Origin of the sequence: Zoogloea sp., assembly GCF_044344315.1 — a bacterium.
Taxonomy (GTDB): Bacteria; Pseudomonadota; Gammaproteobacteria; order Burkholderiales; family Rhodocyclaceae; genus Zoogloea.
This window is the reverse complement of record NZ_JBIJDC010000056.1, coordinates 1-21,701: the sequence shown is the minus strand read 5'-3', so window position 1 is coordinate 21,701 and position 21,701 is coordinate 1. Positions and strand designations below refer to the sequence as shown.

The 21,701-nt window shown below is 65.5% G+C and carries 21 protein-coding genes; 14 read left to right on the top strand and 7 right to left on the bottom strand.

Annotated features, from left to right (window positions below):
* The 7 genes from ACIQ09_RS13100 to ACIQ09_RS13070 all read left to right on the top strand — a co-directional run bounded on the left by ACIQ09_RS13100 (position 1) and on the right by ACIQ09_RS13070 (position 4,328).
* A complete protein-coding gene (locus tag ACIQ09_RS13100) occupies positions 1-1,161 on the top strand; it encodes an NnrS family protein (RefSeq protein WP_398310417.1) in 1,161 nt (386 codons plus the stop codon).
* Positions 1,162-1,263: 102 nt separating this feature from the next.
* Positions 1,264-1,875: a hypothetical protein gene (locus ACIQ09_RS13095; RefSeq protein WP_398310414.1), complete on the top strand. Its 612-nt coding sequence runs from the start codon at positions 1,264-1,266 to the stop codon at positions 1,873-1,875.
* 14 nt (positions 1,876-1,889) lie between these two features.
* Positions 1,890-2,411, top strand: a complete 522-nt coding sequence (locus ACIQ09_RS13090; protein ID WP_398310411.1) for a DUF6306 domain-containing protein — start codon at positions 1,890-1,892, stop codon at positions 2,409-2,411.
* 144 nt (positions 2,412-2,555) lie between these two features.
* Positions 2,556-3,143: a cytochrome c oxidase subunit 3 family protein gene (locus ACIQ09_RS13085; protein ID WP_398310408.1), complete on the top strand. Its 588-nt coding sequence runs from the start codon at positions 2,556-2,558 to the stop codon at positions 3,141-3,143.
* Between the two features lie 10 nt (positions 3,144-3,153).
* Entirely contained in the window at positions 3,154-3,420 is a 267-nt protein-coding gene (locus tag ACIQ09_RS13080; RefSeq protein WP_398310405.1) for a cytochrome C oxidase subunit IV family protein, read from the top strand.
* Positions 3,421-3,600: 180 nt separating this feature from the next.
* Positions 3,601-4,002, top strand: a complete 402-nt coding sequence (locus tag ACIQ09_RS13075; RefSeq protein ID WP_398310402.1) for an RNA recognition motif domain-containing protein — start codon at positions 3,601-3,603, stop codon at positions 4,000-4,002.
* 143 nt (positions 4,003-4,145) lie between these two features.
* Positions 4,146-4,328: a hypothetical protein gene (locus ACIQ09_RS13070; protein ID WP_398310399.1), complete on the top strand. Its 183-nt coding sequence runs from the start codon at positions 4,146-4,148 to the stop codon at positions 4,326-4,328.
* A gap of 111 nt (positions 4,329-4,439) precedes the next feature.
* Here ACIQ09_RS13070 and recJ read toward each other — a convergent pair whose 3' ends face one another.
* From recJ to ACIQ09_RS13055, 3 genes are all read right to left on the bottom strand, one after another.
* Positions 4,440-6,131 (bottom strand): single-stranded-DNA-specific exonuclease RecJ, encoded by a 1,692-nt coding sequence (gene recJ, locus ACIQ09_RS13065; RefSeq protein ID WP_398310396.1) that lies wholly within the window; start codon positions 6,129-6,131, stop codon positions 4,440-4,442.
* Positions 6,128-7,165 (bottom strand): hypothetical protein, encoded by a 1,038-nt coding sequence (locus ACIQ09_RS13060; protein WP_398310394.1) that lies wholly within the window; start codon positions 7,163-7,165, stop codon positions 6,128-6,130. Before ACIQ09_RS13060 ends, recJ begins: the two co-directional genes overlap by 4 nt.
* A gap of 226 nt (positions 7,166-7,391) precedes the next feature.
* A complete protein-coding gene (locus ACIQ09_RS13055) occupies positions 7,392-8,999 on the bottom strand; it encodes a caspase family protein (RefSeq protein ID WP_398310391.1) in 1,608 nt (535 codons plus the stop codon).
* 166 nt (positions 9,000-9,165) lie between these two features.
* On the opposite strand from ACIQ09_RS13055, the gene ACIQ09_RS13050 reads away from it, so the two are divergent.
* The 3 genes from ACIQ09_RS13050 (at position 9,166) to ACIQ09_RS13040 (ending at position 13,244) form a co-directional block, all read left to right on the top strand.
* Positions 9,166-10,419, top strand: a complete 1,254-nt coding sequence (locus ACIQ09_RS13050; protein ID WP_398310388.1) for a lipoprotein-releasing ABC transporter permease subunit — start codon at positions 9,166-9,168, stop codon at positions 10,417-10,419.
* Complete coding sequence (lolD, locus tag ACIQ09_RS13045) at positions 10,412-11,110, top strand: lipoprotein-releasing ABC transporter ATP-binding protein LolD (RefSeq protein ID WP_398310385.1); 699 nt, start codon at positions 10,412-10,414, stop codon at positions 11,108-11,110. The genes ACIQ09_RS13050 and lolD overlap by 8 nt, the downstream gene beginning before the upstream one ends.
* Positions 11,111-11,222: 112 nt before the next feature.
* The gene (locus ACIQ09_RS13040; protein WP_398310382.1) at positions 11,223-13,244 is read left to right on the top strand and encodes a methyl-accepting chemotaxis protein; all 2,022 of its coding nucleotides are present in this window, start codon (positions 11,223-11,225) and stop codon (positions 13,242-13,244) included.
* Between the two features lie 65 nt (positions 13,245-13,309).
* Here the strand turns inward: ACIQ09_RS13040 and ACIQ09_RS13035 are convergent, their stop codons facing one another.
* Positions 13,310-13,843: a DUF2062 domain-containing protein gene (locus ACIQ09_RS13035; protein ID WP_398310379.1), complete on the bottom strand. Its 534-nt coding sequence runs from the start codon at positions 13,841-13,843 to the stop codon at positions 13,310-13,312.
* Between the two features lie 128 nt (positions 13,844-13,971).
* Here ACIQ09_RS13035 and ACIQ09_RS13030 point away from each other — a divergent pair, with 128 nt between their 5' ends.
* Genes ACIQ09_RS13030 through ACIQ09_RS13020 form a run of 3 tightly spaced genes read left to right on the top strand, consistent with a single transcriptional unit; the run spans position 13,972 to position 17,948 of the window.
* Complete coding sequence (locus ACIQ09_RS13030; protein ID WP_398310376.1) at positions 13,972-16,296, top strand: DNA internalization-related competence protein ComEC/Rec2; 2,325 nt, start codon at positions 13,972-13,974, stop codon at positions 16,294-16,296.
* 60 nt (positions 16,297-16,356) lie between these two features.
* Complete coding sequence (locus ACIQ09_RS13025; RefSeq protein WP_398310373.1) at positions 16,357-17,262, top strand: alpha/beta fold hydrolase; 906 nt, start codon at positions 16,357-16,359, stop codon at positions 17,260-17,262.
* Complete coding sequence (locus ACIQ09_RS13020) at positions 17,262-17,948, top strand: DUF599 domain-containing protein (RefSeq protein ID WP_398310370.1); 687 nt, start codon at positions 17,262-17,264, stop codon at positions 17,946-17,948. The genes ACIQ09_RS13025 and ACIQ09_RS13020 overlap by 1 nt, the downstream gene beginning before the upstream one ends.
* On the opposite strand, the gene msrB is transcribed toward ACIQ09_RS13020, so the two are convergent.
* The 3 genes from msrB to ACIQ09_RS13005 all read right to left on the bottom strand — a co-directional run bounded on the left by msrB (position 17,949) and on the right by ACIQ09_RS13005 (position 20,473).
* Positions 17,949-18,347, bottom strand: coding sequence for a peptide-methionine (R)-S-oxide reductase MsrB (msrB, locus tag ACIQ09_RS13015; RefSeq protein ID WP_398310367.1), 399 nt, complete (start codon positions 18,345-18,347; stop codon positions 17,949-17,951). It lies immediately after the preceding gene.
* Between the two features lie 69 nt (positions 18,348-18,416).
* Positions 18,417-19,592 (bottom strand): DUF2863 family protein, encoded by a 1,176-nt coding sequence (locus ACIQ09_RS13010; RefSeq protein ID WP_398310364.1) that lies wholly within the window; start codon positions 19,590-19,592, stop codon positions 18,417-18,419.
* A gap of 56 nt (positions 19,593-19,648) precedes the next feature.
* Entirely contained in the window at positions 19,649-20,473 is an 825-nt protein-coding gene (locus ACIQ09_RS13005) for a pyruvate, water dikinase regulatory protein (protein ID WP_398310361.1), read from the bottom strand.
* Between the two features lie 283 nt (positions 20,474-20,756).
* On the opposite strand from ACIQ09_RS13005, the gene ACIQ09_RS13000 reads away from it, so the two are divergent.
* A partial coding sequence (locus tag ACIQ09_RS13000) for a PEP/pyruvate-binding domain-containing protein (protein WP_398310358.1) occupies positions 20,757-21,701 on the top strand: 945 nt, incomplete at its 3' end.

Here is a 21,701-nt window from a genome sequence, read left to right as displayed (position 1 = left end):
ATGACTCTTTCTGCCAAGCCCTTGTGGCTAGTCGGGTTTCGGCCCTTTTTCATCCTCGCCTGCGCTGCCGGCGCAATCCTGCCCATGCTCTGGGCGCTGATCTTCTCCGGGGTGCTACCCGCGCCGGCAGGGCGCTTCAGTCCCGTCCAGTGGCATGCCCACGAGATGTTCTTCGGCTTCGGTTGGGCCGTGCTGGGCGGCTTCCTGCTGACAGCCACCAAAAATTGGGTGCAGGTCCGGGGTTATCACGGGACAGCCCTGGTTGGGCTGGCGTTGGCCTGGTGCGTCGAGCGCATCGGCATGGCCTGGGGTGGCGGGTGGCCTGCGGAGCTGTTCTGGCTGTCAAATCTGGTCTTTCTCGCCTGCATTGTCGCCATGCTGCTGACCACCTTGGTGCGCTACCGCCGCCAGGACAGCTTTGCCGACAACTATTTCTTTCTTCTGGTCCTGCCGGCCTTCCTCGCGGCCAAATTGCTGCTGCTCTCCGAGGCGCATTTCGCCGACGGCGCGACCATGAGCCTCGGCCTTTTCCGAATGGCCTTCCTGGTCATGCTGGAGCGCACCCTGACCCAGTTCATGAAGGGCGTGTTTCAGGTGGACATCCTGCGCCGCCCGCGGCTGGACCTGGCCATCAAGCTGGGCGCAGCCTTCCTCGTCTTCCAGGCATGGCTGCCATCTGCGCTGGCGGTGGCCCTGCTGGCGATCCTCGTGGCCCTGCTGATGTATCGCTTTTCATGCTGGCGGCCCGATCTGGGGTTCCGGCGCCTTGAGCTGGCGGTGATGTATCTCGGCTACCTGGCCATCGTTGCCCAGTTGCTGCTCGAGATGCTGGCGCTCATGGGTATCGGCCATTGGACCGGCAGCCTGCCGATGCACGTCTTCACCTTTGGCGCCATGGGCCTGATCATCCCCGCCATGCTGGTCCGTATTTCCCTTGGGCACACCGGGCGCAAGGTGGCGTTCGATACGGGCGACCGGCTGGTGATCCGGATCATGTTGCTGGCCTTCGTGGTGCGTATCGTGCTGCCCCAGCTGTTTCCCGGCGCGTATGCTCACTGGATTCATCTGGCGGCGGGCGCATGGACGTTCGCGTTCGCCGTGCTGGGCTTTCGCCTGATCCCGCGCCTGCTGGCGCCCCGGGTCGATGGGCGGGAGCACTGAAGGCCCCGTAAGGCCGATCGGCATATCGTGGGTCAAGGAAGTACGTACCCGGCGGGTGTAGGGTGTAAGGACGAGCCTGCATTCCCTTGGAGGAGCCTTCCCGTGCACTATCCCCCGTTTTTCGATGCCGTGCCCCGCGTGCGTGTGCGTGATCCCCTGGCCGAGTTTCTCGGTGCCGTCGAGGGCGGTGTCATCGAGTATCGCTATCTCGATGCCGTACGCCTCGCCGGGCACTCCTGCCCGACGGTGGCGGGGGCTTACGGTCTCACCCGTCTGGCGCTCGGCGCCCTGTACGGGGCAAGCCTGGCAGAGCGCGGCGGTGTGCAGGTGACACTGCGTGACGAGGCGTCGACGGGGGTGGCCGGCGTGGTCGCCAGTGTCGTGTCGCTGCTGACGGGCGCCTGTGCCGATACCGGCTTCAAGGGTCTGGCCGGCCGGTTCGAGCGGCGCGGTCTGCTGGCCTTCGGTGTCGAGCAGGCCTGGGAGCTCCGATTTGCCCGGCGCGACGGCGGGGCCCGCGTCGATGCGGCTGTGAACCTGCGAGCCGTGCCCGCTGATCCGCAGATGATGCCCCTGATGCAGCGCTGCCTGGCCGGCACGGCGGACGAGGAGGAAACGCGGCTTTTCCGGAGCCTGTGGCAGGACAGGGTGCGTCGCATCCTGCTCGAGCACGGGGACGACCCGGAAGTGTTTGTCATTCGCCACACGGATTGACGCAGGAGATTGCCATGTCGTCCAAACCCTCTGAGGCAGACGTTCCGCCCGTGCCCATCTGTTCTTCGCCACCCTGCTACGCAGCGGAGTTTCCGGGCTATTTCGGTGAAGGCGCCGAACGGGTCAATCCCGTCCTGATTGATGGCCTGAACGCGCTGCTGGAGGCAGAGCGCGCCGGTGCCAAGGTGCTGGCCATCCTGCGTGACGGGCTGGATGCCCGCTCTCCCGAGCGGGGGCTGCTGGAGCGCCTGCAGAAGGACGAGGGGGCCAATGCGGTGCTGCTCTACAAGACCATCCGTCGCCTGGGGGGCATTGCCTCGCACGACACCGGGGCTTTCGTGCAGAAGACACTGGCTGTCGACGGGCTTGCTGCACGCCTGGCGTTTCTCAACAAGGGGCAGGCCTGGGTGGTCAGGAAGATAGATCAGGTCCTGCCTGAGGTGGAGGACGAGGCGGCCCGGGCGATGCTCGTGGAGATGCGCGTGTCGCACCTGGACAACATCGCAGCCTGTGAAGCCCTGTTGGCGATGGGGTGATGCTGTCCGACGGACACTCCGTCATTGATTGGGCTCAAGCGGGAAAAAAACTCTGTGACGCCCGAATTGGGGGCGATCTGTGCCGTCCGTATCCACGCCCCGGGTGAGTAAATGGCGTCCGGACCACAGACAGAAGAGGCAATGATGGATCTCGCTGTAACTGCACCTCCCGGGGGCATGACCACCGTGCCGGGCAACCGGGGAATCTGGGTTGGCATCCTGTGCGAGCTGAGTGAGTTCGCGCTGATGTTCCTGGCCTGGGCATGGTTCCGCCAAGCGCACCCCGAGGACTTTCGCGCCGGCCCGGCCATGCTCAACGCCGGGGCTGGTGTTGCAAATACGGTGGTCATGCTTACCAGCGGCTATTTTGCGGTGCGGGCTGTACTGGCCATCCGGCGTGACGATGCGGTCGCTGCGCGCAACTGGCTGGTCGCCACCTTGCTTGGTGGCCTGGCCTTTGTGCTGATCAAGGCCTTCGAGTTCAGTTGGAACATCGAGCATGGCGTCGTGGGGACGGGCAACAGCTTCGTCGCCATGTATTACTACCTGAGCTTCAATCATCTCGTCCATGTGGTGTGGGGCTGCCTGGGCTTGATCTGGGCCATCCTGCGAGCGCAGTTCGGCGCCTACGGAGCGGCTGAGCACGAAGGGCTTGAGGCTGCGGTGCTGTATTGGCACGCGACGGACCTGGCCTGGATCGTTATCTTTCCCCTGCTGTATGTCCTGCACTGAGAGGGATGTCATGACGAACATCGATATACACCGGGCGACAACCGTATGGCTGGGGCTCCTCGTGCTGACCCTCGGGAGTGCCTGGCTTGGCGAGGGGGCGCTCCCGGCAGGGCTCACGGCGGTCGTCGTGGCACTGATCGTGGGGGTCAAGGGATTGCTGGTGATTCGTCACTACATGGGGCTGACCGAGCCGGGCTCACGCCTGCGTCTGGCCATGCGCCTGTACTTCGTGGTGGTGCCGGTGCTGATCGTCGTTTCGGCCGGTCTGGGGGCCTGACGGACGGGCCTGCAGCTGCACAAGGACGGTGCAGTCAGGGGTTTTTCCGGCGGGCTTGAGGGCTTCGGTATTACCCCATTCTGGTGCATAACAAAAACATTCGACGTGCGTGAATTGCCTTGCTATTGTGTCTATGCGCGGACCTCCTCACGGCCGCCTTTATTTCATGGAGCGCGTCAATTGGGTACTAAGCTTTACGTGGGCAATCTGGCCTACAGCGTGGATAAGAGTCGTCTGGAAGAGATTTTTGGCGAGTTCGGCACCGTGGCTTCTGCCCAGGTGATCATGGACCGCGAAACCGGCCGCTCCAAGGGTTTCGGCTTTGTCGAAATGGGTTCCGATCAAGAGGCGCAGGCTGCCATTTCTGCCCTCAACGGCAAGGGTTTTGATGGCCGAAATCTGACCGTCAACGAGGCACGTCCCCAGGAGCCCCGTAGTGGCGGCTTCGGCGGCGGCGGTGGCGGCGGTCGTCGCGGCCCCGGTGGCGGCGGTGGTGGTTTCGGCGGCGGTGGCGGCGGTCGTCGCGGCCCCGGTGGTGGTGGCGGCGGTGGTTTCGGCGGCGGTGGCGGAAACCGTTACTGAGCGCTTTTTCAGCCCGCCAGTGTCGGGCTGACACCGACACCGTTGCAAGTCAGAACCGGTAACCCTGCGGGTTGCCGGTGACTGTTTGTTCAGTTTGTTCCTTGTTGTATCCCCTTTGCATTCCGTATGACGGGAAGGTGATCTTGGCCAAGACCAATTATTCGTTCGAGAAGCGTCAGCGGGAACTGGAAAAAAAGCGTAAGCAGGAAGAGAAGCGCTTGCGCAAGCAGGACGGCAAGGGCGCGTCCGATGGGGATGAGGCGGAGAGTGATCTCCCGGATGCCTCGCCTCCTGGCGCGGAAGACCCGGCTGCGGCTGCGGGCTGAAATGCCTGAGCAAGTTGGGTAAGCCCGACTTGTCCGGAACAAGATTTAACAAGGCCCCATTTTGGGGCCTTGTTGCGTTCACGTACTCGTACCTGAAGAGCGCTGCGCCCGTCAGGCCGTATCGAAGTGCTCCAGCATCAGCTGAATCCCGGCTGCACCGTTGTACTCGTTGACGGCGAGGCGGAAGGCGGCATGGATGGACTGTCCCGCCGGTTCTGCGTGGTTGAACTGGATGGCGTCGATGCGGGTGTTGCCCTTGCGCAGCTGCAGCTTGAGGTGCTTGTCCTTGAGGATGCGCTGGTTCTCGACCCGGAAGGTGTCATCGAACACGGGCGCAGCAAAGCCCTGGCCCCATATCTCCCGTTCCAGCAGCCGGGCCGTTTCCAGGTTGTAGAGGCTGTCCTCCAGCGGGCCGTCGGTTTCGAGGCTGCGGGTCAGGTCGGCGGGGTCGATCAGACCCCGTACCACGCTCTCAAACAAAACCTCGAAGCGGCTCAGATCGTCTTCGCGGATGGTCAGCCCGGCTGCCATCGCGTGGCCCCCGAACTTGAGGATCAGCGCCGGCGCCTGCTTGGTCACGAGATCAAGTGCGTCCCGCAGGTGCAGGCCGGGAATGGAGCGGCCCGAGCCTTTGAGTTCCCCCGCATTCCCTCTGGCAAAGGCGATGGTGGGCCGGTGGAACTTCTCCTTGATCCGTCCGGCCAGGATGCCGATCACGCCCTGGTGCCATTCGGCCTCGAACAGCACGAGGCTTGAGCGTGCCCCCGGATCAATGCTGTCCAGCTCCGCCATGGCGCCTTCTTGCATATCGGCCTCGATGGCACGGCGCTCCCGGTTGAGTTTGTCGAGCTCTTGGGCAATGTTGAGGGCGCGGCCCATGTCGTCGGTGATCAGGCATTCGATACCCAGGGACATGTCGGCCAGGCGCCCCGCCGCGTTGAGGCGCGGGCCAAGGGCAAAGCCCATGTCGAAGGTGGTGGCCCGGGCGGCGTCGCGGCCAGCGGCGGCAAACAGGGCGCGGATACCGGGCTGCATGCGGTCGGCACGCATGCGCTGGAGCCCTTGGGAGACGAGGATGCGGTTGTTGTGGTCGAGCTTGACCACGTCGGCCACGGTGCCCAGGGCCACGAGATCGAGGAGGTCGGCCAGATTGGGTTCAGTCTTGCCTTCGAAGGCGCCCCGTTCGCGCAGTTCGGCGCGCAGGGCGAGCATGGTGTAGAACATCACGCCCACGCCAGCCAGGGCCTTGCTCGGGAAGGGGCAGCCGGGCTGATTGGGGTTCACGATTACATCGGCCTCGGGTAGCTCGTCGCCGGGTAGGTGGTGGTCGGTGATGACGGTGGCGATGCCGTGCTCCCGTGCCGCCGCCACGCCGTCGACGCTGGCGATGCCGTTATCCACGGTGATCAGCAGGTCGGGCTCCATGCCGGCAGCCAGTTCGACGATGGCTGGGGTGAGGCCGTAACCGTACTCGAAACGGTTGGGGACCAGATAGCCAACCTCGGCGCCAAAGGCCCGCAGGGCGCGTATGCCAACGGCACAGGCGGTGGCACCGTCACAGTCGTAGTCGGCGACGATCACCATGCGCGCGCCGGCCTCGATGGCGTCGGCAAGGATCTGGGCGGCCTCATGCACGCCCTTCAGCTGAGTGGGCGGGAGCAGGGCCTTCAGGCTGTAGTCGAGCTGGTCGCGGCTGTCGATACCCCGGGCCGCGTAGATACGGGCCAGCAGGGGATGGGTGCCGGCTTCAAGCAGGCGGCTGACGGCGCGGCCAGGGATCGGACGGGGAAGGATGCGGGTCATGGGGTGGTTGAATTGGGTTGGGGGGCCGTGGCCAGCAGTGCGTCGAGGGGCTGGGGCTTGCGCCAGAATTTCCACAGGCCGGTGGCGGTGATGTCCACTTCAAGGAGATGCCTGTCGTCCGGCACCCGGATGCGCACACCGTCGATGCGGCGCGCCTTGAGATCGGCGAGCAGGGGGGCGAACCAGCGGGCCTCGAGCTGCCCGAGTTCGTGAATCCAGGTGTCCCGGTCGTGGTGCAGGGCCGGGCGCTGCAAGGTGTCGAGCAGGGCCAGGGTCGGGCCGGCCGGGGTCGTGTATGCGTCAGTAGTCCCGGGCCTCAGGCCCGCGAGGCGTGCCAGGCCAAGCGCGTAGGGCTGACTGGCCTGCAGATGGGTGACCCGTGGCGTGCAGGGGGCGTGTTCCGGGCCGGCACCCCACAGCCAGATGCCATTGATCTTGCGCTGGCCCGCGTCTTCCCGAGCGATATTGACCGGGTGGCTGTAGAGCCAAACCTCGATCTCGTTGGACAGGCGCGCCCAGCGGCGGATGTCGTCCCCTTCGGGCAGAAAGAGTTGAACCGGCCGGCCATTGACGTCCGTCAGGGGATGAAAACGGGGCTCGGGGCGCTCGGGCAGATGTACATACCAGCGGTCCGGGGCCGGAGTCTCGAAGCGCCCGATATCTGCAAAGGTGTCGTTTAGGCCGGCGATGAGCGTGTCGGCCTCCTGCCGGGTGATGGCCAGGCCGCTGGCATCGGCGAGGAGCAGGGTGTCGCGGGCAAAGTGCAGGTGTACCGGGTCGCAGCACAGCCAGTGGCCTCCGGCCGGCGGCGCAGGGCCTTCTTCACCGCTGCGCCGCAGCAGGGCATGGGAGACATTGCTCGTGAGGCCCAGGGCGTCAGCAAGCAATGTATCGATGCCGGCCGGCGCAGCCCAACGTGTGCTGGCAAATCCGAGCAGGGTGGCCAGGGCCGGGAGGGGCAGGGCGTGGGCGGGGTGTTTACCGGGAGCTGCGGCGAGCCAGCTCAGGCCGGGGAGAATCAACTCGAGTTGCATCGGAAAAAGCCAGGTTGGCCCCGCCGTGAATGGTTGAATGACCCTCTTAGCGAGGGCGGTGTGAGTGGCATGGGTGATTTGGTCCGGAATGTCCGCCTACCGGTGCCCGTCCGCATGGGAGAGGCGCTTCCGATGGGAGGCGATATTCTAGTGGAGTGCCGCACGCATGCGGGGTTTGGCTGCGATCTCAAGTTTCACCGGGAGGGGCTGGCTGCACCCGGAGCCCTTATCGAGGGGCGTTGCCCCCCGGCATGGTGATCCATTTCGCGGCGAACCCCGTTGAGCACTGACGTGCCTGGGTGGCGCCCAGATTACGGGTTTCGCTGAAGCGGCATTGGGGGGTTGCGTCGCCGCCGAGGAGCTCTTCGGTGGCGCTGCGCAGGCCGCGAGCGTCCGGGTGGGTGACCGATACAGCGCCCGCGGGAACAAAGCCGCCCCGGTACGGGGTGCGTGCGCCATCGGTCAGTAGAAAAAGCAGGCGGGCGCCAGCCAGGGACTTGCGGCCTTCGGGGGGCGGCAGGCTGACGCTGGTGCCGGGCTCCAGGCGTGTGTCGGGGCTGTATTGGTTGGGGTAGAGCAAGCTTAGACCGTCTTCGCCGGCCATCAGGACGTACAGATGCCCGGGGCGGTCACTGACAATCTGTATTGGCGTGGTCGTGGCGTTGGCGCGGCCGCTGGGTCGGACGTCAAAGCGCCGGCGCTGGTCGCGCTGGGCGTGGATGGCGTCGAGCGTGCGTCGGGGGGCCTCGGCACCGATCGGGTCCGAGGCCCAGGAAAAGGGGGCTGGAATCAGCGCCGGGTTGCCGGCGAGGGCCAGCTGCTGGCCACCCGGTTTGCGGTCGAGCAGGGGCTGGGCGCAGCGGCGCAGGGCATCGCCGTCGGCAAGGCCGCTCTCACCCGGTGTCGGTGCCTTGCCTTCCAGGCAGGCAAGCAGGGCCTGGGTTGCAAGGCCGCCATTCTCGTCCTCGAAAGCTGTCCGATGGCGGGGGGCAGCCAGCAGGATCTGGACATTGTACGGCAACGGTGTGCTGCCTTGGCCGAAGCTCTCGCTGCTACAGGTGCTGTCGGCAGCGGGCTGTTGGCTGAAGCGGCTGCGCTGCGCTGGGCCGGGTTTGCGGTCGTCGCCCCGACCGGCATCGATGATGACAAAGACCTTGTCAGCACGGGCTGCCAGACCGTCCAGGTAGCGGTGTAGTTCGGTGGCGGTGAACATGTGCTGGTCAGCGCTGAGAAGGGCGTCGCCGCAGGTCTGCCCGTTCCGAGGGCGGGCGCCGAAGCCGGCAAGATGGATGAAGACCTTGTCCTGGTCACCGACCCGTGCATCGAGTTCGGCCAGGGCCTGGCGCAGGCCATCCAGGCTGAGGGCATCGTGGGCGAGATAGCGGCTATTGGCGTCGGGGACGCCCATCAGTGCTGCCATACGGCCCGCACTTCTGGCATCGGGATTGGCGAGCCCGCCTGGGGGCGGAGAGCTTAGATCGAGAATCAGGGCGTGATTGCTGGCCCGGGCAGCGCTGCGCGGTACGGCGGCGGAGGGCGCGTTGTTCATGGGGTAGGCGGGGGCAGGGACAGTTGTGCTCTCTGGGGGCCGGCTGTCCAGATCCGTGCTGTCCCGGTGAATCCAGCCGCTCCGGCTGCCGGCGATCCCTACCCGGACCCACTCGCCACGCACTTCCAGCACCTGAGCACTGCTGCGCCGATGCACGTCGGCGATCCCGAAAGCAAAGGGTGAGGGGCTTTCGCGCAGCTTGTCGGGTCGGGTCAGGAGAACCGTCCCGGCGATGGCGACGGAAGGCAGGGCGATTAGCAGGGCTGCAAGGGAGGCTCGAAGCATGGTCAGGTTCCTGGCGGGGCGGGCGGGGGCCGTTGCCGCTAGGTCCGTCCCGAAGCCACGCGGCAGGGGATTGTACTGCCCGGTGCAGGCGAGGATACCCAGCCCCTGCCAACTCCGGCACAATGCGCCCTCGCGCCGTCCTCCGGCGTTTCCGGTTTTCGTGCTGATGTCCTATGAATTTCTCGTCGGCCTGCGCTACACCCGCTCCAAGCGGCAGGCGCAGGGCCGCAATCGTTTCATCTCCTTCATTTCACTGGTGTCCATGCTTGGGATCGCCCTGGGGGTGGCTGCGCTCATCGTTGTTCTGTCGGTGATGAATGGATTCCAGAAGGAGTTGCGCACCCGCATCCTCGGGGTGGCGTCTCATGTCCAGGTGAGCGGCTTCGACGGGGAACTGAGCAACTGGCAGCGCGTCGCCGATGATGCCGCCAAACACCCGCAGGTGCGTTTTGCGGCGCCCTTCGTGCAGGCCCAGGGCATGCTGTCCTTTGATCAGACGGTGCGCGGCACCCTGATCCGCGGGATCGTGCCCGATGCGGAAGACAAAGTGGCCGATTTTGCCCAGCACATGCGCTTCGGGCGGCTTGACGATCTGCGCGCCGGTGAATTCGGCATTGTCCTGGGGGCTGATCTGGCGCGGGCCTTGCGAGTGTCCATGAACGACAAGGTGACACTGATCGCTCCCCAGGGCCTGGTGACCCCGGCGGCCATCCTGCCGCGCCTGAAACAGTTCCGGGTGGTGGGTATCTTTGAAGTGGGGATGTACGAATACGACTCCAGCCTGGCCCTGGTCCATCTCAACGATGCCCAGACCCTCTATCGCATGGAGGACCGGGTTTCCGGCGTGCGCCTGAAGCTCGACGACCTGTTCGAGGCGCCCCGGGTGGCCCGTGAGCTGAGCGCCTTTGTGGATGCGGATGCGGTGGTGTCTGACTGGACACGCAGCCATGCCAACTTTTTCCGGGCCGTGCAGATCGAGAAGAACGTGATGTTCATCATCCTGCTGCTGATCGTGGCCGTGGCGGCCTTCAACATTGTGTCTACCCTGGTGATGGCGGTGCAGGACAAGCAGGCCGACATTGCCATCCTGCGTACCCTCGGGGCCAGCCCCGGCTCGATCATGGGGATTTTCGTGATCCAGGGGGCGCTGATCGGCTTCATCGGTCTGGCGCTGGGGGTGCTGGGTGGTGTCAGCCTGGCCCTCAACATCGATGTGGTGGTGCCGGCCATTGAGCGGGCCCTGGGCATCCAGTTTCTGGCCAAGGATGTCTATTACATCTCCGATCTGCCCTCCGAGTTGCAATGGACGGACGTGATCACGATCACGACCGTGTCCTTCGTGCTGACCCTGGTGGCCACCCTGTATCCGAGCTGGCGGGCATCCCGCCTCAATCCGGCGGAGGCCCTGCGCTATGAGTGATGTGGCGATGCAACAGCCGGTGATCGAATGTAGCGGGCTGTCCAAGTCCTTCCGTGAGGGGGAGGATGCGGTCGAGGTGCTGAGCAATGTGTCCCTGGCCGTGGCCCGGGGCGAGCGGGTGGCCGTGGTGGGCTCGTCCGGGTCCGGAAAGAGCACTCTGCTGCACCTCCTTGGCGGGCTTGATGCGCCGTCGGCCGGGGGGGTGAAGCTGCTTGGCAAGGATTTTTCAACGATTTCCGATGCGGAGCGGGGCCGGCTGCGCAACGAGTCGCTGGGTTTTGTGTATCAGTTCCACCACCTGCTGGCTGAGTTCTCGGCCGTCGAGAACGTGGCCATGCCACTCTTCGTGCGGCGCATGAAGAAGGACGAAGCCCTGGCACGGGCCGCGGAAACCCTCAAGTCTGTCGGGCTTGGCCATCGCTTGAGCCATACGCCGGGCGAGCTGTCGGGGGGGGAGCGCCAGCGCGCGGCCATCGCCCGGGCGCTGGTCACCCAGCCGGCCTGCGTACTGGCCGATGAGCCGACCGGCAACCTTGACCGGCACACTGCCGAGAAGGTCTTTGCCCTGATGCTCGAGTTGGCGGAGGAGCGGGGTACGAGCTTCGTCATCGTCACGCACGACCTGCAGCTGGCTGCCCGAGCCAGTCGGATCCTGCATCTGCGCGATGGGGTGCTGTTCTCCGGGGACTGAGTGGTTCAAGAGGGGGCGGGCAGGAATTCGGGTTTCCCTTAAGTTTGCAGGCACCTGGGCCGATAGGTGGGGGAGTAGTGCTGATAACGACCAAGACCCTGTCGGAGTAACCATGAAAGCCCTCTTTTCACCGGCCGTCGCCATGCTCAACCGCATGCGTTATCCGGCAAAATTCACCCTTCTCGGCTTAATTGCCCTTCTCGTGATCGGCTTCCTGCTGATCCAGCTGACCTTGTCGCTGCGCGCCAGCATCGAGTTCACCGAGAAAGAGCTGGATTCCATTCAACGCGTGCCCCGGTTGCTGAAGGTGCTGGAGCTGACCCAGCAGCATCGAGGTCTGTCGTCGGGTGTGCTCAACGGCAATGAAGAATTGCGCCCGCGCCTTCAGAAGAAGACTGAAGAGCTGGTGCTGGCCATGAAAGCCGCCGATGAGGCACTGGTGGCGGATGCGACCCCGACGGCGAGTCGTCGATGGACCGAAGTGCGGGGCGGGTGGGAGGCCTTGCGCAGTGGTGGTATGCAGATGGCCCCCCGGGACAACCTCGTTGCGCATACCGGGCTCATCCGCAAGATCGTTCTTGCCCTGCATGACCTGGGTGACGACGGCAACCTGACCCTCGATCCGTCTGCTGATACTTACTATCTCATCGACAACACGCTGCGCCGCGTGCCCGATGTCTCAGAGCGCCTCGGCCGCCTGCGTGCCATGGGGACTGGTGTTCTGGCGGCCAAGGCCGTGGATGACCAGCGGCGTTTCGACATCAGCTCCCAATTGGGTGAGCTGAACATGGCAGTGCTGGATCTGAACGAGAATTTCGAGCGGGCAGCCACGGCCAATGCCAACATTCGCCCGATCCTGGAAGCATTGGGCAAGGATTTCAACGCCGCGGCCTCACGGGTTGTCGATCAGCTCCAGAACCATGTTCTCAAAGGAAATTTCGAGATGGCGCCACCGGCCTATTTCGACATGGTGACCAAGGTGATCGACCTGGTGTTCGTCAAGACTTACGGTACGCTGATTCCTGAAGCCAGTGCGTTGCTCGACAAGCGGCTCATCGATCTGAAGCAGGACTTCTACGTTGCGGCGGCACTCTCGGGCTTGTCTCTGCTGGCCTTGCTCTATCTGTCGGTGGGTTTCTGCATTGCCGTGATGCAATCGGTTCATGAGTTGCGTGTGGGCGCCCAAGAACTGGCTGCCGGAAATCTCCGCAGCCGCATCGATTTTTCGGCGCAGGATGAATTGAGGCAGGTTTCCGACCAGTTCAATCAGATGGCCCAGTCCTTCTCCGAAGTGATTGCGAAGGTCCAGTCCGGTGCCAATGATGTGGCCGGGGCGGCGGTGTCTCTGTCCAGCTCGGCCACACTGGTTTCCAGTGGCTCGGATCAGCAAAGCTCCGCCGCATCCAGCATGGCTGCCGCAGTGGAGGAGATGACCGTCGGCATTGAGGAGATCGCCTCCAGTGCCTCGTCCGCCGAGGGTATTTCTGCTGAATCGGGGCGTCTGTCCAGCGATGGCGGTGCCGTGGTGGCGCGCACGGTGGAGGAGATGGAGCGTATCGCCATCTCGGTGCGGGAATCCGCTTCGGTGATTCAGGACCTGGGTGACCAGTCGGTGCGGATTTCGACCATCGTCAACTCCATCAAGGAAATTGCCGATCAAACCAACCTCCTGGCACTGAATGCCGCCATCGAAGCCGCCCGGGCCGGTGAGACGGGACGCGGGTTCGCCGTGGTGGCCGACGAGGTGCGCAAGCTGGCGGAACGTACCGCCAAGGCCACCGACGAGATCACCAGCATGGTGGTGGCCATTCAGCAGGGCACCAGCCGGGCAGTCGATACCATGCAGGATGGCGTGGTCCGGGTTCAGGAAGGGGTGGTGCTGGCCGGTCAGGCGGGCAACTCGATGGACCAGATTCGTGAGGGCGCCAGCCAGGTGGTTCGGGCTGTCACGGATATCTCGGCAGCGCTCCGGGAGCAGGGGGCGGCCAGTACGGATATCGCCCGCAACGTCGAGCGCATTGCCCAGATGGCAGAGCAGAACTCCAACGCGGTGCGGGAGACGGCAGGCACGGCCCGCCGTCTGGAAAACCTGGCCCAGCAATTGCGCTCCGAGGTTTCCCACTTCCGCATCTGAGTTTTTCCCCACCTTGAAAACAAAACCGGAAGCCCATGCTTCCGGTTTTGTTTTGCGCGGACCATTCAGTGACGCCGGCGTCGGTGCCAGTGATGGACCAGATAAGCCCGCCACGCAAGCCGCGTGAGCAGGTAGCCGGCCACGGCAAGACCGGAGGCAAGTACGACGAGGCCCAGTGCCAGAGGCCGGCCCAGATCGGCCATCCAGGCCCCGAGGGCCGAAATCCAGTTCAGCAGGTCACCCCCCGCCCATTCTGGTGGAGGCGTGAAGCCGACCTTGCCAGCGCCCAGCAGCCCTTCGCCGATGGAGAAGGCCAGGATGTACAGGGGCAGGATGGTGAACGGGTTGGTGTACAGGGTGGCAAACAGGGCCAGGGGCAGGTTGACCCGCAAGGCCATGCAGGCCAGTGCCGCGCCAAACATCTGAAAGGGCCCGGGAATGAGGCCGCAGAAAAGACCGATGGCAACGGCCCCTGCGGCAGAGTGGCGGTTCAGGTGCCATAGCCGAGGGTGGAACAGGGTTGAGCCGAAAGGCGCGAGCCAGCGGTTGGCGGCGAGCGCGGTGGGGTCGGGCAGGTAGCGTTTCAGCAGTCGTCGCATGGGTGGGGGAGGAGGGGGCCGGGGGCTCCGTGGCTGTGGCGGGATTCTAACCGAGGGGCTGGGCCTTGGTGATTCGGCCCACTCGGGCTAGATTCCGCTCCATGCGAATTATGTCTTTGGGATTTTCTGTGGGTGTCCTGTACTGCCAGCTCGGTGCCAGCCTGCCGTCGGGGGTGACGCAGCTGGTGACGGCAGGCGGGGCGCTGGCGGCCGGGGGGCTGGCCTGGGGAGCACGTCGCTGGCAGGGGCGTTCTGCGCGCTGGGCGCACCTGTTCCTCGCGCTGGTTGGCACCCTGCTGGCGGGATGGAGCTTTGCTGCCTGGCGCGCCGATCTGCGGCTGGCCGATGCGCTGCCGGGGGCGTGGGAGGGGCGCGATGTGGTGCTCACCGGCGTGGTGGCGTCCCTGCCTCAAGCGTTCGAACGGGGCGTCCGTTTCACCTTTCACGTGGACAGCGGTCCGGCGCCTGTGCCGCCGGTGATCTCCCTGGCCTGGTATCGGGGGTTTCGGGAGGACGAAATGCACGCCCTGCCCGAGATTCACGCGGGCGAGCGCTGGGCGCTCACGGTGCGACTGAAGCGCCCTCATGGCAACGTCAATCCCCATGGTTTTGACTACGAGGGCTGGTTGCTGCAGCAGGGTATCCGGGCGACAGGCTATGTGCGGCCGGCGGAGGGCAACCGGCGCATCGAAGCCCGGGCACCGGGCATGATGTACGCCATCGAGCGCCTTCGCGAGGCGGCCCGCGAGCGCTTCCGCCAGGCGTTGCCTGATGCGCCCTATGCCGGGGTCCTGGTGGCACTGGCGGTGGGCGATCAGCGTTCGATCTCTCCCGAGCTGTGGCGCGTGTTTGCCCGCACCGGGATCTCGCACCTGGTCGCCATCAGCGGCATGCACGTCACCATGGTGGCGGCCCTGCTTGCGGCCCTGACCGGGTGGGTGTGGCGCCGCATACCGGCCCTGGCCCTGCGCTGGCCTGCCCAGCAGGCGGGTGTGCTGGCGGGGTTCTTCATGGCCCTTGTCTATTGCCTGCTTGCCGGCTGGGGCGTACCTGCCCAGCGTACGCTGTACATGCTGGGTTGCGTGGCCCTGGCCCTGGTGCTGCGCCGGGATACGGCGCCCAGCCGGGTGCTGGCCCTGGCCCTGGGAATGGTGCTGATCCTCGACCCGTGGGCGATCACGGCCGCCGGGTTCTGGTTGTCCTTTGGCGCCGTGGCCCTGCTGTTTCTGGTCAGTACAGGGCGGATCGGTTCGGAAGGGCGTTTGGGCGGCGTACTGCGTACCCAGTGGGCCGTGACGCTCGGCCTGATCCCCGCCTTGCTGGTGCTCTTCCAGCAGTTCTCCCTGGTCTCGCCCCTGGCCAACGCCATTGCGATTCCGCTGGTGAGCTTCGTGGTCACGCCACTTGCCCTGCTGTTTGCGCTATTGCCCCTGCAGATTCTTGCCGACCTGGCCCACGGTGCCTTCGCACTGACCATGGTGCCGGTGCACTGGCTGGGGAGCCTGCCGGGTGCCGCGTGGCATCAAGCCGCACCACCGCCAGCCCTGGCCGTGGTGGCCACCCTGGGCTGTCTGTGGGCCCTGCTCCCCCGGGGGACGCCGGCCCGCTGGCTTGGCCTTGCCACCTTGATCCCATTGGTGCTGTGGACGCCGTCGCGACCCCTGGAAGGGGAGGCCCGGGTGACCGTGCTGGATGTGGGGCAGGGCCTGGCCGTGCATGTCCAGACAGCGACCCATGACCTGCTTTACGACACGGGGCCGGCATTTTCGGCCGATGCCAACAGCGGCGAGCGCATCCTGCTGCCCTACCTCAGGGCCGCAGGGGTGAGACACCTGCAGGCCCTGGTCGTGACCCATCAGGACAACGACCATGCTGGCGGTGCCGAAGCGGTGCTGGACGGGATTCCCGTGGACGAGGTGCGCAGCTCCTTGCCGGAGAATCACCCGGCGCGCCTGATCGCCGGCCCGCGGGACACGCCCTGCGCCGCCGGGCAGGCCTGGGAATGGGATGGGGTCCGCTTCGACATGCTGCATCCCGAGGCTGGCACCGGGGCCAGCAAGACCAACGACCAGGCCTGTGTGCTGCGGGTGGAGGCTGCGGGCCGGCGCCTGCTGCTGACCTCCGACATCGAGGCCGTATCTGAGGCCCGCTTGCTGCAGCGCGACGCGGCGGCTCTGGCAAGTGATGTGCTGGTGGTACCCCATCATGGCAGTCGCACATCGTCTACCCCGGCTTTCGTCGCGGCCACCGCGCCACGTTGGGTGATCTTTCCGGTGGGCTATCGCAATCGCTTCCGGCACCCCAGTCCCGAGGTCTGGGCTCGCTGGGCGCTCAGTGGTGCCGGCATGCTGCGCACGGACGCCCTGGGGGCCGTGAGTTTCGGGCTTGGCCCGGGCCCGCTGGAGCCCGAGGCTGAGCGGGTTCGCCAACCACGTTACTGGTACGGGCGCTGAGGCCCGGCGCTGGGTGACGATGCTATCCTTGGTTACTTACCTTGCCTTCCCCTCCCGATCATGAGCGAACTCACTCCCCTCAAGTCGCAGTTCTCCGGTGCGCCGGCGTCGGCCGAGCCTCGTCAGTGCAGTGTCCAGTGCATCGGGCCCCATGGTCTGCACCGCATGGCCTACGTGGAGTGGGGGGATCCGGCCAATCCACGGGTGCTGATATGCGCTCACGGCCTGACGCGCAATGGTCGTGATTTTGACGATCTGGCCCGGGCCATGGCACCGCATTACCGGGTTGTCTGCCCTGATGTGGCGGGGCGGGGGCGAAGTGCCTGGCTGCCGGTGACGGACGATTACCAGTTGCCCACCTACGTGGCCGACATGGTGACCCTGATCGCCCGGCTGGACGTGGAAAGCGTGCATTGGGTGGGGACGTCCATGGGCGGCCTGATCGGTATGCTGCTGGCCAGTCTGCCCGACACGCCGATCCAGCGGCTGGTGCTCAATGACGTGGGGCCGCTGGTCACGCTCAGTTCCATCCAGCGTATCGGCCAGTACGTGGGGCAGGCCCCGGTGTTCCCCAGCCCAGAGGCGGCGGAGGCCTACATCCGCGCGGTCAGCGTACCCTTCGGGCGCCTGACGGATGCCCAGTGGCGGCACCTTACCGAGTCGTCCATCAAGGAGACGGACGGCGGCTGGGTGATGCGCTACGACCCGGGCATCGCCGAGCCCTTCCGCAAGTCGCCCCTGGTTGCCGACGTGGATCTGTGGCAGGTGTATGACGCCATCGTCTGTCCGACGCTGGTGATGCGGGGGGCCGAGTCTGATCTGTTGCTCCCGGAGACTGCCGCCGAGATGGGGGCCAGAGGCCCGCGGGCCCGGCTCGTCGAGGTGCCGGACGTGGGGCATGCCCCCGTGCTGATGGACCCGGCACAGATTGCCCCGATCCGTGATTTCCTGCTGGAGGCATCCTGATGCAGGGTGTCTGGCTGACGGCCTTCACGGTGGTGGACTGGATCGCCCTGATCTGGTTTCTGGCCTGCTGGTTCGGCTACGGCTGGGTGGTGGAGCATGGCCCGGGCGGCACCATGCGCGGTTTGCTCGGGGCGAGCCACTGGTTCCGGGAGGAATGGGGGCGGCAGTTGTTACGGCGGGACGTACGGGTGGCGGATGCGGCGCTGATCGGTAACCTGATGCAGAACGTCTCCTTCTATGCCAATACCACCATCTATGTGATCGCAGGCCTGCTGGCGCTGCTCGGTACGATGGACAAGCTGATCGATGCAGCGTCCGATCTGCCCTTTGCCCGGCACGTGTCGCGGGAGGTGTGGGAGGTGAAGCTGATCCTGTTGCTGCTGGTGTTTGTGGTGGCCTACTTCAAGTTCACCTGGGCCCTGCGCCAGTTCAACATGCTGTCCATCCTGATCGGTGCCGCGCCGCCGCCGGGGGAGGGCACCGAGGCCGACGCCCAGCGCTTTGCCCGGGTCAATTCCCTGGCCGGGGATGAGTTCAACCGGGGGATCCGGGCCTACTATTTCGGCCTGGCTGCGGTGTTCTGGTTCGTGCAGCCCTGGGCTTTCGTGGCGGTGACCACCCTGATCGTGCTGGTGCTCTACCGCCGCGATTTCATGTCCCAGACCTACGCCGCCATGCGGCGCTAGTCATTCGTCCTGCTGGAGCTTGACCGACACCGAATTGATGCAATAGCGCAGCCCGGTGGGGGCGGGGCCGTCCTCGAAGACGTGGCCCAGATGGGCGCCGCATTCCCGGCACAGCACTTCGGTGCGCACCATGAAGTGGCTGCGGTCTTCGGCTTCCTCGACGTTCTCGGGGGCTGCCGCGCTGTGAAAGCTCGGCCAACCGCAGCCCGAGTCAAACTTGTGGGCCGACGAGAACAGGTCGGCGCCGCAGCACGTGCACACATACCTGCCGGGCGCGGAGCAGTCCCAGTAGCGGCCGGTGAAGGCACGCTCGGTCCCCTTCTGGCGGGTGACGGCGTATTCCTCGGGCGTCAGCAGGGCACGCCATTCGGCGTCACTTCTGTGGATCTTGCGGGGCATGAAGGTTCTCCGGTGGGGTGGCTGATCGGGTCCGGGGGAAGGGGGCGGGGCGAACCCCACCCGCTGGCGTCAGTGCAGGTGCTTGGGCATCTGCTCGGCCTGCTCTTCAGGCAGTTCGGCGTGCACCGCCTCTCCCTCGGGCGAGGGATACATGGGGGCGCCGCAGTCGTCGCAGTATTCCATCGGAAACTCGTTGTCGAGAATCATGATGTCGGTGATGCCGCAGGCCTGCAGGGTGGCCTCGATCTGGCCGAGGGTCTCGCTGCTCTCGTCTTCTGCGCCCAGCAGGGGCCACACCACGCCGTGCACCACGTCGCTCTGGCCGCTCAGGGTGAAGCCGATGCGGAACTCCTCCACCTGGCGTTCGAAGAAGGGTGCCACCACGGCCCGGACGCCGGCCGCCGGGGTATCCAGGGTGGTGCTCAGGAAGGCCACCGAGGCCTGGATGGAGTAGGGGCGGGAGGCCTTGTCGGCTTCGCGGCTGGCGGCGAAGTAGGCGTTGGGCAGCACCACCTCGAAGGCGCAACCGGTGAGCAGCGGGGCCACGCAGGCACCGCCTTGGGCGCGCCATTGCTCCAGGGCCTGGTCACGGCTGCAGTCCTCTTCCTGCCAGCGGAAGATGGGGGCGCCCTTGGGCACCACCACTGCTCCCAGCAGGTAGCGGTTGTCGGACAGGAACTGGGCGGTTTCCGGCAGGTTGTCGGTCTTGATGTGCAGGTCGGTGTCGGCTTCGGCGGCCTTGCCCAGGTGGGTGGCGAAATCCGCCGTGGCGCAGTAACCCTGGGGGAGCTGATCCGGGCTGAACAGGAAGTCGGCGAGGGCCAGCTTGACGCCGGTGGCCAGCACATGGGCCTTGAGATGCACCCGCAGGTTGGCCATCACCGCGGCGGCAATCGGAGCGGCCGGAATACGGTAGCGCGACCAGGCCATCACCGGCGCGGCGATCAGCAGCACGTCGTGCTGGTCGTCCGACTTCAGGGCACCCTCGGCCCGCGACTCGATCATGTCGGCGAGTTCGTCGTAGGCGTGGACGCTGGCGGTGGCCGAGCTCAGGTGATCGAGGGCGGTGGTGAGGGCTTCTTCGTCCTCGGCCCGCAGCAGGCCGTCCACGGCATCGGCGAGGCGTTGGTCCCAGAAGTGATCTTCAGCGCGGCTACTGGAATCGGCCAGGCCATTGGCGAGCCACAGGAGTTGTTCGGCGTCGCGCGGCAATCCTCCGCGACGCCCGAGTCGGTTGCGTTTCATCGGGGCTCTCCTTGTTATACGAATTGGACAGGGCACGAAGGCCGGTGATTCCCTCCTCAGTAAGAGGCGGGGTCGAGCCGGACTTCCTGCAGGATGATGGTGGAGATCTCTTCGATGGATTTGGCGGTGGAATCAAGCCACTTGATGCCTTCGCGCTTCATCATGCGCTGGGCCGCCTCGATCTCGGACAGGCAGTTGTCGAGGGAGGCATAGCGGCTGTTGGGGCGGCGCTCCTGGCGGATCTGGGACAGGCGATCAGGGCCGATGGTGAGGCCGAAGAGCTTGCTGCGGTGGCGGGTCAGTTCGACCGGCAGCTTGTTGCGCTCGAAGTCTTCGGGGATCAGCGGGTAGTTGGCGGCCTTGATGCCGAACTGCATGGCCAGGTACAGGCTGGTGGGGGTCTTGCCGGAGCGGCTCACACCCACCAGGATCACGTCGGCCTCCTCGAGGTCGGCATGGGAAACGCCGTCGTCGTGGGCAAGGGTGAAGTTGATGGCCTCGATGCGCCGCTTGTAGTCCTGGCTTTCGGCAATGCCATGGAAGCGCCCGGCGGTGTGGGTGGAGCGCTGCCCCAGCTCGCTCTCCAGGGGCTCGATGAACTTCTCGAACAGGTCCAGGAAGAGGGCGTCCGCCTCGCGCAGGGCCGCCACGGCCAGCGGGTCGACCAGGGTGTTGAAGACGATGGGCCGGATTCCGCTCTCGATGGCCGCATCCTTGATGCGCAGCGCGCAGTCGTGGGCCTTCTCGGGGGTGTCCACGAAGGGCAGGCGGTGATGGCGGAAGCGGGTTTCCGGAAACTGGGCAAGAAGACTGTGACCAAGGGTCTCGGCGGTGATGCCTGTGCCGTCGGAGATGAAGAAAACGGGGCGGGTCTGGGTCATGGAAGTGCCAACAGGGGAAAGGACATGAGCGCTGGCCCCATCCTGCAGGGCCGACGCCGCATCTTATCCCATTCCGGCGATCCGGCCGCCAACAGGCTGGCTTCACCGGAAAAACCGGCTGGCGACGTGTTTCGTGATCGAGTCGGCAGGGCCGGAAAACCCCGGCGCGTTAGGATAAACCCTGCATGCGGCAGGGCAGCAAATCGCCTTACAATACGCGCCAACAAAAATATTCATATACCGCTTTCAACCCTTTTTCCCTTTTCTCCCAGGAAGACTCCCCATGTCCCGTAACGTCATTCCCTTCCAAGAGCTCCGCATGTCCGATGTGGAACAGGTTGGCGGAAAGAACGCCTCGCTCGGCGAGATGATCAGCCAGCTGCCCTCCAGCGTGCGCGTGCCCGGCGGCTTTGCCACCACGGCCGATGCCTACCGCGAGTTCCTCGCCTATCAGGGCCTGGCCGAGCGCATCAGCGGCGCCCTCGAGAGCCTGGATGTGGATGACGTGGTGGCCCTGGCCCGCACCGGCGCCCAGATCCGCCAGTGGATTGTGGACACCCCCTTCCCGCCGGCCCTCGAAGCCGAGATCAAGACCGCCTACGAGAAGCTCACCGCCGAAGGCGAAGGCAGCTTTGCCGTGCGCTCCTCCGCCACCGCCGAGGATCTGCCCGACGCCTCCTTCGCCGGCCAGCAGGAATCCTTCCTGAACATCCACGGCTACGAGAACATCCTCCACGCCATCAAGGAAGTGTTTGCTTCCCTGTACAACGACCGCGCCATCGCCTACCGCGTGCACAAGGGCTTCACCCACGCTGAAGTCGCCCTGTCCGCCGGCGTGCAGCGCATGGTCCGCTCCGACATCGGCGCCTCCGGCGTGATGTTCACCATGGACACCGAATCCGGCTTCGACGGCGTGGTCTTCATCACCGCCTCCTACGGCCTCGGCGAGACCGTGGTGCAGGGCGCCGTGAACCCCGACGAGTTCTACGTGCACAAGGCCACCCTGGCCCAGGGCAAGCCCGCCGTGATCCGCCGCAACCTCGGCTCCAAGCTCATCAAGATGGTCTTCGCCGAGAAGAAGGAAGCCGGCAAGTCCACCCGCACCATCGACGTCGCCGAAGCCGAGCGCAATGTGTACTCCCTGACCGACGCCGACGTGCTCGAGCTGGGCCGCTACGCCATGATCATCGAGCAGCACTACGGCCGCCCGATGGACATCGAGTGGGGC